The following is an 11,993-nucleotide window of genomic DNA, read 5'->3' as shown; positions in this document are numbered from 1 at the left end:
TTGGCCAATGCGTAAGTTTCTACTTACCATTTGTCCGGCGCCCCTGTGCATCTCCCACAATGGCCATTGCAATCGCCCGTCACGAAGCCGCTTCTGAGCGCGCGCTGGACGCCCTGGGCTCACCCACCCGGAGGCGGGTCCTGGACCTGCTCGCCGCGGGCCCCAAGTCGGTGTCCGAGCTGGCAGCGAGGCTGCCCGTCAGTCGTCCCGCCGTATCCCAACACCTCGCGGCGCTCCTCGCAGCGGGGCTGGTCGAATGCGAGGTCACCGGGCGCCTCCATCACTATTCGATACGGAGCGAGGGGTTCGAGGCGGCGACCTCCTACCTGGATGCGTTCTGGTCCGAGGCCCTGGCGCGTTTTCGCCTGGTGGCGGACAACCTCTCGGCGGAGCGCGATGCCGATGGCGCGTGACGAGGTCGTACGCTCCATCGAAGTGGACCTGGGGCAGCAGCAGGCTTTCCGGCTCTGGCACGAACGGATCGAACTCTGGTGGCCAGAGTCACACCGCATCTCCGGCAGCGCGGAGGCGCGCATGTCGCTGGAGCCGCACGTCGGGGGGCGCCTGTTGGAGCGCACCACCGATGGCAGAGAGATCCCCTGGGGCGTCGTGCGCGTCTGGGACCCCCCTCGGCGTATTTCACATACGTTCTTTCCGGCGGCAGATCCGGATGCTCCGAGCATTGTCGAGGTGCGCTTCGAGCCGCTCGGACCCCGGCGAACGGGAGTTTACGTCCGTCACCGGCGCGGCGACCTCAGGGCGGAACGATGGGAGGGCGCGCTGGCTCGCTTCGAGTCGGGGTGGGGGCGCGTCCTCGCGGCGTTCGAAGGCCACGTCCGGGCTGATCGGGTCCCGACGCCCACCCAGCGTGATCAAGAGGGTCCAACATGACGTCGGACGACGAAGGAAAAGCACGGACGGTCAAGAAATCCTTCTCACGCGAGACGTCGGTGGCGATCTCGATCGGCGCGTCTGCTGATACGGTTTGGCGAATCCTGACGAACGCCGCCGACTATCCCGCGTGGACGGCGACCGTGCGCTCCATCGATGGCGAGATCGCGCTTGGCCGGAGGATCGTCCTGCGTTCGGCCCTGGATGAGAAGCGGTCCTTCAGGCTCACAGTGCTCGAGGCTCTTCCGCCCAAGCGCCTCGTCTGGGGCGACGGACAGGGGAAGCGGGTCTTCACGTTGACCCCGCAGGGTCCGAACAACGTGCGATTCACGATGACCGAGCGGATCGGCGGGGCACTCTTCCCACTCTACGGGCGGTTCATCCCTTCGTTCGACGAGAGCTTCGAGCGTTTCAGCGCCGATTTGAAGGGCGCCGCAGAGACCACCATCCTACCGGAGAGCGGCACGCCATGAAGCTGCCCACTCGACCAGCGTCCGATCCGTGGCTGCTCAAGACCCCGCCTGGTACGTCCGAGTACACGATGCATGTGGACGAGAGGGACGGTCGCACGATCCTGGTTTGCACGGTGGGGAAGACCATCCTGCAGTACGACTTTCGCTGCCTGGCCGACCTCCACGCCATGCTCAGGGAGCACGGCGACTGGATGGAGTTGGGAAGCAAGGACGAGAAGCAGGAGGCCAAGCCGGGCACCGTCGAGCATTGGGCCCGCGCTGCCTCCAACCCGGTCGGCGGGTGGTATGGGCTGAAGAAGGGCTTTCGCGGCCGCTTCGCGATGTACGTTCCGCCGCTCATGGAAGAGCTTGGGTTGGCCGAGGTAGAGCACGGCGCCCGCAACAACCGGATGCGGGCCAGGTAGGCCTGACCGCGGAGGCCGCGGCTGCGGCGCCGGTTCCGCGACCATCGCCGCCCTCACTCCGCCCGGAGCGCCGTGACCGGATCCGAGCGGGTCGCCCGCCTCGCCGGCACGTAGTTGGCGAGCAGCGCGACTCCCGTGAGCACGCCGGCCACGCCGATGAACGTGGCCGGGTCCGTAGCGCTGATGCCGTAGACCACGCTGCGGAGCATGCGGCTGAGCCCCAGCGAGAGAAGGAGACCCACGATCAGCCCGCCCGCCAACAAGCGGCCGCCCTGGGCCAGGATCATCCGGTGCACGGCGCCGACCTCGGCGCCTAGCGCCATACGCAACCCGATCTCGGCCCGCCGCTGCGACACCATGTACGACATCACACCATAGATGCCCAGAGCCGCCATCAGCAGCGCGAACACAGCGAAGGAGACGAAAAGGGAGATGAGCGCGTAGGAGCTCGCCGAGTTGGCGTACTGGGCCTGGGTCACCGTGCGGACCTGGTCGATCGGTTGGTTGGGATCCACGTTCCAGATCGCAGAGCGTACGGCATCGCTGAGCACCGTCGGGTCTCTAGGAGCGCGGGCGAGCACCCGCATACCGGTGCGCGCGTTCTGCGCGTAGGGCAGGTACACGTGCTCGGCGAACTCTTCCTCCGGGCTGGTGGAGAGGACGTCTTCCACGATCCCGATGACGGTGATCCACGGTGCCGAAGCGTCCATGCCGAAGCGGATCCGCTGACCCACCGGATCGGACTCCGGCCAGTAGCGGCGAGCGACCTCGGCGGCCAGGATCGCCACGGGCGGTGTGTCGGGCTGATCCCGCGTGTCGAAGTCGCGCCCGGACCGAAGGGGTACCTGCAGCAAGGCGAATGCACCGGGCGAAGTCGTCACCTGAAGCACGGAAGGCCGCGGTTGGTCGGGTGCGATCTCGCGGCCCTCGATCTCCATGCCGCGAAGCGCTCCGAACTCCGCCCCCGGGATGGCACTGATGAGAGCGACTTCCGAGATGGAGGGGAGGGCTCCGATGTTCTCCAGCGCACGACGATAGAACTCCCGGCGAGCGTCGTCCGTTTGATACTCGTTCTCGGGCAGATCCAACTCGGCGGCCAGCACTCCGTCGCGCACGAATCCCTGGGTCCGGGTCTCCGAGTTGTAGACGGTCCGCGCCAGCAGACCGGCCACCACCATCAAGGACAGCGCCAGCGCCACCTGAGCGGAGACCAGCACGTTGCGGGCGCGTTTGCCGGACCGGCCCTCCCCTCCGCTCCGTCCGTCGCGCAGGCGGGTGCTCACGTCCGGCGCGGCCGCCTTCACCGCTGGTAGCAATCCGAACAGGACGGGCGCCACCAGTGCGATCCCGACGATGAAGCTGAGCACGCGCCCGTCCAGCTTCGCCATCATGAAGAGGGCCTCCTGCCCACGGGAGATGCTCACCAGCGCCCGGTTGAGCCCGAGGGCGAAGAGCACACCGACGAGGGATGCTGCGATCGACAGCACCAGGCTCTCCGTCAGGAGTTGGCGGATGATGCGACCGCGGGGAGCGCCCAACGCGGTTCGCACCGCGAACTCGCGGGCGCGCACGGTCGAGCGGGCCAGGAGCATGTTGGCCAGGTTCGCGCATGCGATCAGCATCACGAAAGCCACCGTGAGGATCAGCATGAGGAGGATGATCTGGCCCTCGTCGCCCAGCAGCGCCTCGCGCACGGGCGCTGAATAGAGCGCCCAACCGACGTTGCTTTCCGGATACTGGCTCTCCAGCGCATGGCTGATCGACGCGACCTCCTCCGTTCCCCGCACCTGACTCACCCCTTCGCGCAGCCGGCCCACGACGAAGAGGTTGCGGGCGTCGCGGGCCGCCTCGCTGCGGCTGAGCGACAGGGGTGCCCACACCTGAGCGAAGCCCAGCTCCGCGAACCCGATCTTCGGATCCATGACGCCGACGACCGTATGCTCGATGCCGTCCAGGCGGATCGTGCTGCCCAGGACCGCCGGGTCACCGCCGAACTGGCTCTGCCAGAAGGCGTGCGAGAGCATCACCGTCGGGGCAGCGCCCGGCAGATCGTCGCCCGCGGCGAAGCCCCGGCCCAGTACCGGCGGCAGTTGCCACACGTCGAGCAGGTTGGCGGTGATGCGATACCCGACCACCCGGGTCGGTACATCCGCGCCCGTGAGGACCCATTGGTCCTCGGTCATCGCCGAGAACGACTGGAACCCTTGAGCGCGCTCGACGAGATCAAGGTAGTCCGGAACGGAGACGCTGCCCTGATCGATGCCGAGGCTGGGATTGCGGGTCCGGACCAGCGTGGCAGAGTCCAGGCCGTTCATCGGGAGATCGGCGAACACCACCACGTTGACCAGGCTGAAGATCGACGTGTTCACGCCGATGGCGAGCGCCAGCGTCAACACGGCCACCGCGGCGAAGGTGCGACTCCGCGCCAACGCGCGCAGACCGTAGACGAGGTCCTGCTTGAAGGTGTGCATGGGGCTCACCGCGGTTCGGTCGGTGGATCGCCACGCGCGTATGCGCATGCGCAGGGCGGGAAGGATGGAGCGCACGGCCTGGCGCCAATACCAGCGCCGCGCCGCCCGCAGGTCGGAAGACAGCCTGGAGAAGCCCTCGCTCAGATCGCCGAGGTGCTCCGCCCGGTACTCGGCGGGCATGAGGGCTCCCGCCAGGAGCTCGGCCAGGCGGGGCGGCCGCGGCGAGGTCATGCGCCTGCTCCCCGTTCGAGCTCGAGGCCGTCCCAGAGAGCATCCAGGGCCGAACGGGCCCGGGTAAGGGCTTCCGCGCCGGCGGCCTCCAGCACGAAGTAACGCTTGGCCCGGCCTCCCCGCTCCGGCGTGGGCTCGCCCATCTGGGAGTGGATCAGGCCCTGTCGCTCCAGGCGGTCGAGCGCCGAGTACACGGAGGCGACGGCCGGTTCGAAACCCGTGCGGGTGCGAATCTCGTCCAGTATGGACATGCCGTAGGCGCCCGCTCCCAACCGGGCTACCGCCAGCAGCACCATCTGCTCGAACTCCCCCAGCAGCTCCCCTCGAGGCACGAGCTTTTCTCCAGAAGTGCGAGGAAACCACCCAGGCAGCCCTACGCGGTTCCGGAAGCGGGGGTTTCACGCAGGAGTGAACGGGCACGAGCCCTGCCGCGTATCCCAGACGAGGGGTTCATACGACCCCACCATCGAGACGCAGCGGGGGCCCGTGTACAAGACCTGCATGTTCTGCAACAAGCCGCTGGGCGAGAACCAGGTCGTCGAGCACTTTCCGGTCGGTCGCCGACTGGCGTTCGACGCCACCCGCGGGCGCTTGTGGGTGGTCTGCAGGAGCTGCGAGCGCTGGAACCTCTCTCCGATCGAGGAGCGCTGGGAAGCCGTCGAGGCTCTCGAGCGGCTCTATCGCGACACCCGGGTGCGGGTGGCCACCGAGAACGTAGGCCTGGCGCGCCACCGGGAGGGCCTGGAGATGGTGCGCATCGGCGAGCCCCTACGCTCGGAGTTCGCTGCCTGGCGCTACGGCGATCAATTCGGGCGCAGGCGCAAGCGCGCGCTGCTGTACGGTGGTGGAGCGGCCGTGGTGGTCGGGGGCGTGCTGATCGGCGGCCTGGCCACCGGCGTCATCAGCTCCGTCCTGCTCAGTCAGAGCGGCAACTTCGTGAACCTGTGGGCGAACGGACGCACGCTGGTCAAGCTGCGCACGGACGACGGTGAGGTGCTCAGGCTCAAGCAACCCGACCTCCTCGGCACCCGCATCCGTGCGGCCGACGGGGGGCCTGGCTTCCGACTGGAGGTCCGCAAGCGCAGGAAGACGCGCTGGTTCGACGGAGAGGAGGCCGAGCGCCACATCGGTGTGATCATGCCCAAGATCAACCGGATGGGTGGGAAGCAGCGCACCGTGCAGGACGCGGTGCACCAGATCGAGGAGTTCGGACACCCGGATCCGTTCCTGGCGGACCTGGCCCGCGGTCAGCGCTTCACCGACAAGCGGGGTGTGCCGGGCTACATCAACAAGATGCCCACGCCCACGAAGCTGGCGTTGGAGATGGCCCTGCACGAAGAGCGCGAGCGTCGCGCCCTGGAGGGCGAGCTCTGGAAGTTGGAGCAGGCCTGGAAAGCCGCCGAGGAGATCGCGGCCATCTCCGACAGCCTGCTGCTGCCGGAGCGCGCGGACGAGTTCATCGAGCGCAACCGACCGGGGACCGCGACATCGTAGCCGGGGGACCCTCCCGGACGCTGCGATACGTCCGGGAGGGTCGGTCGGTCTATCGCTCGGCCATGAGGCCCAGCAGCTCCGCGGCCTCGACCAGTCGGATGAAATCGGCGCGGTAGCCCTGCGCGTCGTCACCTCGGGCGTCCCGGGCCAACGCCAGGACGTCGTCCAGGGTGAAGTCGCCACAGTGCTCCGACTCCCGTAGGAGCATGCCGAACCCGGCCACGGCCGCCGCCCAGCGGAAGTCGGTGGACGGCGTGCGCGCCACGCGCGCCTCGACCGGATGCTCCAGCAAACGGCTGCGCTCTCCATCGGGGCGCTTGTAGCGGAGCTTCACGAAGAGCAGCTCGTCGGAGTCGCTGCGCACGCTGGACTCGGCGGGTCGCTGATAGCGGAGCGCATCGACGCTGCCCGCGTCCACATCCAAGCGGACGCCGACCGGAACGACTTCGTAGAGCGCGGTGACGGTGTGCCCGGCCCCCAGCTCGCCGGCGTCCTTGGTGTCGTCGTTGAAGTCCTGGTTGGCGAGCAGTCGATTCTCGTAGCCGATGAGTCGGTACGCCTGCACACGCTCCGGGTTGAACTCGACCTGGATCTTCACGTCCTTGGCGATGGTCACCAACGTGCCGCCCAGCTCGGTGACCAGCACCTTCTTCGCCTCCAGCTCCGAGTCGATGTACGCGTAGTTTCCGTTCCCGTGGTCGGCGAGCTTCTCCATCTTCGAGTCTTTCAGGTTGCCCGTCCCGAAGCCCAACACGGTCAGGAACGTGCCCTGTGTGCGCTTCTCCTCGATCAAGCGCACCATCTCGCCGTCGCTGGAGGCTCCCACGTTGAAGTCGCCGTCGGTGGCCAGGATCACGCGGTTGTTGCCGCCCCGGATGTGGTTGCGGCGGGCCACGTCGTAGGCCAGTCGGATGCCGGCTCCTCCGGCCGTGGAGCCACCCGCTTCCAGGGACTCGAGCGCGCGCAGGATGGTCTCCGTTTCGCTCCCTGGGGTGGAATCCAGCACCAGCCCCGCCGCGCCCGCGTACACGACGATGGCGATGCGGTCCTGGGGTCGCAGCTCATTCACCAGCAGGGCGAACGCTTGCTTGAGCAGCGGCAGCTTGTCGGGCGAGGACATGGACCCGGACACGTCCAGCAGAAACACGAGGTTGTTGGGTGGGACCTCTTCGAGGTCGATCTTCTGCCCCTGCAGCCCGATCTTCACGAGGTGATGCCGGCCGTTCCAGGGAGCCGGCGCCACTTCCGTGTGCACGTCGAACGGATGCTCGCCGCGCGCGTTGGGGTAGTCGTAGTGGAAGCAGTTGACCATCTCCTCGATGCGGACCGCATCGATGGGAGGCTTGGTACCGTTCTCGATGAAGCGGCGGACGTTGGCGTACGAGGCGCGGTCCACATCGATGGAGAACGTGGAGAGCGGATCGGCGGCCACCGACCGGAACGGGTTTTCGGTGAGGTGGTCGTATCCTTCCGTGTTGAAGTCGTCTGGATCGGCCGTGCGACGGAAGCCGGGCGCCATGGACATGTCGGCTGCCATGGGCTGTGCCACGCCAGTCGCGTACCCGACCGTGGCCTGAGGGCTGGGAGCCGCGCGACCCGCCTCCGACTCCTGTCGGCGGCCGAGGATGCGATCCACCAGCGTCCGCTCCGGCTTCTGCTCCTCTACCGGGGGCGCTGCTGCCGCCTGGAGGGCGAAGTCGATGCGTTGGGAGAGGCCGTCCGTGGGGAGCGTCCGCCGGGCGGTCTCGTAGCCGGCGGCCTCGACGCGCAGGACCAGCGCCCCGACGCCAGCGTCCAGCTCGAGGACGTAGGTGCCGTTGCGGCGCGTGAGGGTCTCGACGGCGGTACCCTCCAGAAGGACGCGGGCACCCTCGATGGGGTGGCCCTGTGCGGCATCGGTGACCCGGCCCGCGATCACCGCGCCAGCCGGCGGTGGGGGCGAGGGTCGGGTCAGGAACAGGGGGCCGGTGCCGGCCACGAACAGGCCGGCCAGCAGCAGTGGGATCTTCATGGGGTTCCGCCGGAGTGGGGTGACCGCGGCGAGGCTCATCCCCTCCGCTCAATGGACAGGACGACCCAGGGCCCCGGTCTTGCACACCGGTTGGACCCACCCCCGCGGGAGCCCGTGGGGGTCGAGTCCGGGCTCGAATCCAAAGGGTGGTTCAGAGACGATCCATGGCGCCCCGACGCGCGCTTTCCGCGCTATTGGCGGTGGCCTCCGCGGCGGCCTGCGGCGGAGCCCCGACGGTCCCGTCCCCCTCGCCGGTGGCGACGGTGGATACCGTCATGGTGACCGACACGCTGGTGCGGATCGATACCGTCGTCGTCGCGGGAGCCCCGGATGACGACCTGCGCTCGCAGGTGGCCCGACTCCGCATGCAGCTCCTGGAGCGCGATGCGCGCGTCTCCGAGCTGGAGGGGCAGCTGGACGCCGAGCGCAGCGAGGTGGTCAGCACCATGGCCAAGCTGCAGAGCCAGGCCAGCCGGGCCCAGGCCGCCTCCGAGATGGCCGAAGCGGAAATCGCGTTGGGCGCGTTGGCGCGGATGCCGGGCGGATCCGATTCGGGTGAACACCTGGCCGGGACGGAACTGCTGAGCCGGGCTGGCGAAGCATTTGGACGCACCAACTACGATGGGGCGATCTACCTGGCCGGGCGGGCCCGTGCGCTGGCCACCCAGGGGGCCGCGCGCTTGCAGACCGGGGCGGGGAGGGACGCCCGTGAGGGCGAGGCGCATTTCGGGGTGCCGGTGCTGCTGACCGTCAATCAGCGCAGCAACCTACGCGAGGGTCCCGCGACCTCGTTCCGCATTCGCTCTGTTCTGGACGAGGGGACCATCGTCACCGGGTTTTCCTACACCGACGAGTGGGTGTACGTCATCGTCCCCGGCGGGGAGGAAGGGTGGATCTTCCACACCCTGGTGCGGGGCGGGCGCTAGCGGACCGTCAGGCGGGCGTCGCCGCCCGCGTCCCCACCATCTCCGCGCGGTAACGGGAGCCCACGGGCAGCCCTGCGCCTTCCGCCAGCACGACGCGGTTGCGTCCATTGCGCTTCGCGGTGTAGAGCGCCTCGTCGGCGGCGCGCACCAGCTCGTGCGCTTCGGTTCCGTGCGACGGGTAGACCGCGGCCCCGGCGCTGAGCGTCACCGGTCCACCGGTGAACGGTTCTCGGGAGAGGCGCTCCAGGATGCGGGTGCCGGCCTCCATGGCTCCCTCGGCGTCGCAGTCGGGGAGCACCACCATGAATTCCTCACCGCCGTAGCGAACCACGCCGTCCACCCCGCGCGTGGCCTGCTGGAGGGCGCGGGCTACGCCCTTGAGCACGGCGTCGCCTTCGGGGTGCCCCCACGAATCGTTGTACTGCTTGAAGTGATCGACATCGATCATGAGGACGGACAACGGTCCGCCGGAGCGGGCTTCGCGGTCCAGTTCCTCGGACAGCACCTCCATGCCGCGGCGATGATTGAGGAGACCCGTCAACCCGTCCGTCACCGACAGCAGCGCGAGCTCGGCGTTGCGCTCCCGAAGTTCCAGGTTGGCTGCGTCCAGCTCGTCACGTCCTGCCCGCAGCCTGCGCACCATCTCGTTGAAGACCTCGGTGAGATAGCCGACCTCGCCCCGTCCGCCGGGTGGTAGACCAACGGACAGGTTGCCGGCGGCCACCTCGGCGGCTCCCGCCGTGAGACGGTCGAGGGGCCGGATCAGAATGACCCCCAGGACGTGCACCATCCCACCCACCAACAGAATCAAGCCGGCCATGGCCGCCGCAGTCAGATTGCGAGCGCGCACCAAAGGCGCATAGGCATCGCGGCGGCCCACTTCGGCCACCACCACCCAGTCGGATTGGGGAACGCGGGCCAGCGTGGAGAGCCGGGCTCGCCCCTCGGCGTCACGACGCTCGGCCACGCCCTCGCCGGCGGCGATGAGCGTCGCCAGATCCGCCGGATCGAAGCTGGCTGCGGGCTCGAGGGTCGCGTCGGACGTGGTCAGCACCGTGCCGCCCTCCCTGAGGAGCAGCACCCTGCCTGCCGCACCCTCCTTAAAGGCACCCAGGATTTCCGAGAGACGAGCGAGATCGAGTTGGGCCACCAGGGTGCCCAGGCGCCCGGCGCCGCCTGGCGCCAGGATGGGTTCCAGCAACGGCGCCCGGTAGGTCCCTTCGGGGCCCGCATGGGGCTCACCCAACTCCGTGCCTGCCCCGCGGAGGGGGCGATCGAAGACGAGCTCGGGGGGCAGGGCCCTCCGCCCAGGGTCGCTGGAGGTGACCAGCAGGCCTTCGGCGTCGAGGACCATCAACTCCGAGTAGAAGTCCATCCGACGGGAGACCGACGACAGATAGTCCGTGAGCCGGGCGCGAGCATCGTCGGCGGAGGGGGCCCGTGTACCGACCCGGGCCAGGTTCTGGGAGACCTCGAACGAGCTGGCGAAGACCCCGATCTGGTAGGACTGGCTGCGGAGCCAGTAGTCGAGCTCCCTCGCCGTGAGGGAGCTCACGCTCCTCAGATCCTCGTCGATCCGTTCGGTGACCGCCCGCCGGGTCTGTGCGTAGGCCAGGAAGCCGGCGGCCAGGATGGGGACCAGAGTGGCGCCCACCGTCAGCATCACGATGCGGTTCGTGATGCGGTCCATCCGCAGGAAGCGCGGAGCGGGACCGGCCTGGGGTGTGACCGGTCCGGTCATCGGCGCGGGCAGGGTCCAGTGACCCCTGGAAAGACGGACATGTCTCCTCGGGAGTGGGGGCTCCGGGGAAGCGAGGGCAAGGACCGTACCCGCCAAGGGCCGAGTCCGGGGGCTCCAGGGGTCAAGCCGGCCCGCCGCCCTGACGATACTCGACCACAGACGCTCCCCAGGGGTGCCCGTGCTTGGCGGCCGAGAGGCACTCACGGGCCAGACCACAGGAACCGCATGGACCAGCGCTTTTCAGGAAGCACCTCGTCGGCAGTTCTCGGGCTTCCGAAGGGCGGCCCCCGGGAGGCCGATCCGGAGTCCGTCCGTCGGGCTTCTCCGGAGCATCCCGAGACCTTGCCCGATCTGCTGCGCACCGAGCACGAGAGGCTGAGCAAGGGATTGGGGAATGTGCAGGCGAACCTCGCCGACTGTGTGGCACTCAATCGCGAGTCGCTGGTGGCTTTCGAGGGTGTTCAGAAGCAGTTCGAGGTTCTGGATTCGAGCTCGTCGTCGATTGCACGAGCGGCCGGGGAGCTCACAGGTCTCGTCAACGGGTCGCTGGAGAAGGTCAATTCGATGACTCGCGCGATCGAGGCGATCGACGACCTGGTGGCCACCATTGTGAGCATCGCCTCCCAGACCAACATGCTTGCCCTGAATGCGACCATCGAAGCAGCGCGGGCAGGGGACGCAGGACGGGGCTTCGCGGTCGTAGCCGGTCAGGTGAAAGCGCTCGCTCAGGCCACGCGGGAGGCAGCGGAGCAGATCACCCAGGCCGCGGGCACCTTGAAAGGTCACGCCGGAACGGTGCAGACCAGCATGGTTCGGAGCAACGAGAAGAGCGAGACGATCTCCCGGGAAGTCACGGAGTTGAGCGAAGCGTTGGGGGAAACGGTTCAGAGCAGCCTCAACACCACGTCGCGGGTCTTCGGAACCAACGATCGCATCTTCATGAGCCTCGCCAAGCTTGACCACGTGGTCTGGAAGGTCAACACGTACAACTCTCTGCTCCAGAAGAAGCCGACCTTCCCCTTTGTCGATCACCACAACTGCCGTTTGGGCAAGTGGTACGATCAAGGCGACGGGTACGAGAGCTTCCGCCATACGCCCTCCTATGCCGAGCTCCAACAACCTCACTCCGTGGTGCACGACGGCACCCGTCGGCTCTTCGAGCTGATCGCCGATGGCGGCAGCGAGGACTTCGCCGCCGCCGCCGCCGCTCTCGGGGAGATGGAGGAGGGCAGCGAGGCGGTGTTCGCGCTCCTTGACCGAATCCTCCAGGAGAAGGCCGCGGGCTGAGGTCGGCGGGCCGCCGACCCTCGGTCGCGCGTCTGGACCGGGGGCCGGGGCGGGGCGTATCATC

At 68.3% G+C, this 11,993-nt stretch carries 11 protein-coding genes; 7 read left to right on the top strand and 4 right to left on the bottom strand.

The window, feature by feature from the left end:
- The first annotated feature begins 59 nt into the window (after positions 1–59).
- Genes R3E10_15180 through R3E10_15165 form a run of 4 tightly spaced genes read left to right on the top strand, consistent with a single transcriptional unit; the run spans position 60 to position 1,768 of the window.
- A complete protein-coding gene (locus R3E10_15180; protein ID MEZ4417094.1) occupies positions 60–413 on the top strand; it encodes a metalloregulator ArsR/SmtB family transcription factor in 354 nt (117 codons plus the stop codon).
- Positions 397–891, top strand: coding sequence for an SRPBCC domain-containing protein (locus tag R3E10_15175; GenBank protein ID MEZ4417093.1), 495 nt, complete (start codon positions 397–399; stop codon positions 889–891). Before R3E10_15180 ends, R3E10_15175 begins: the two co-directional genes overlap by 17 nt.
- Complete coding sequence (locus R3E10_15170; GenBank protein MEZ4417092.1) at positions 888–1,364, top strand: SRPBCC domain-containing protein; 477 nt, start codon at positions 888–890, stop codon at positions 1,362–1,364. The genes R3E10_15175 and R3E10_15170 overlap by 4 nt, the downstream gene beginning before the upstream one ends.
- Positions 1,361–1,768 carry a hypothetical protein gene (locus R3E10_15165; protein ID MEZ4417091.1) on the top strand — a complete coding sequence of 136 codons (408 nt, stop codon included), beginning with the start codon at positions 1,361–1,363 and terminating at the stop codon, positions 1,766–1,768. The genes R3E10_15170 and R3E10_15165 overlap by 4 nt, the downstream gene beginning before the upstream one ends.
- Before the next feature lie 53 nt (positions 1,769–1,821).
- On the opposite strand, the gene R3E10_15160 is transcribed toward R3E10_15165, so the two are convergent.
- Positions 1,822–4,470: an ADOP family duplicated permease gene (locus tag R3E10_15160; protein ID MEZ4417090.1), complete on the bottom strand. Its 2,649-nt coding sequence runs from the start codon at positions 4,468–4,470 to the stop codon at positions 1,822–1,824.
- Entirely contained in the window at positions 4,467–4,802 is a 336-nt protein-coding gene (locus R3E10_15155) for a helix-turn-helix transcriptional regulator (protein MEZ4417089.1), read from the bottom strand. Before R3E10_15155 ends, R3E10_15160 begins: the two co-directional genes overlap by 4 nt.
- A 154-nt stretch (positions 4,803–4,956) precedes the next feature.
- Between R3E10_15155 and R3E10_15150 the strand changes: the two genes are divergently transcribed.
- Positions 4,957–5,964, top strand: coding sequence for a hypothetical protein (locus tag R3E10_15150; GenBank protein MEZ4417088.1), 1,008 nt, complete (start codon positions 4,957–4,959; stop codon positions 5,962–5,964).
- Positions 5,965–6,013: 49 nt separating this feature from the next.
- On the opposite strand, the gene R3E10_15145 is transcribed toward R3E10_15150, so the two are convergent.
- Complete coding sequence (locus tag R3E10_15145; GenBank protein ID MEZ4417087.1) at positions 6,014–7,975, bottom strand: von Willebrand factor type A domain-containing protein; 1,962 nt, start codon at positions 7,973–7,975, stop codon at positions 6,014–6,016.
- A 164-nt stretch (positions 7,976–8,139) separates the two neighbouring features.
- Between R3E10_15145 and R3E10_15140 the strand changes: the two genes are divergently transcribed.
- Positions 8,140–8,901, top strand: a complete 762-nt coding sequence (locus tag R3E10_15140; protein ID MEZ4417086.1) for an SH3 domain-containing protein — start codon at positions 8,140–8,142, stop codon at positions 8,899–8,901.
- 7 nt (positions 8,902–8,908) lie between these two features.
- Here R3E10_15140 and R3E10_15135 read toward each other — a convergent pair whose 3' ends face one another.
- The gene (locus tag R3E10_15135; protein MEZ4417085.1) at positions 8,909–10,642 is read right to left on the bottom strand and encodes a diguanylate cyclase; all 1,734 of its coding nucleotides are present in this window, start codon (positions 10,640–10,642) and stop codon (positions 8,909–8,911) included.
- Between the two features lie 225 nt (positions 10,643–10,867).
- Here R3E10_15135 and R3E10_15130 point away from each other — a divergent pair, with 225 nt between their 5' ends.
- Complete coding sequence (locus R3E10_15130; protein MEZ4417084.1) at positions 10,868–11,929, top strand: methyl-accepting chemotaxis protein; 1,062 nt, start codon at positions 10,868–10,870, stop codon at positions 11,927–11,929.
- Positions 11,930–11,993 lie beyond the last annotated feature (64 nt).

This window comes from Gemmatimonadota bacterium, from assembly GCA_041390105.1.
Lineage (GTDB): Bacteria > Gemmatimonadota > Gemmatimonadetes > Longimicrobiales > Gaopeijiaceae > JAGQIF01.
The sequence above is the reverse complement of the archived record's forward strand: the minus strand, read 5'-3'. Positions and strand labels throughout refer to the sequence as shown.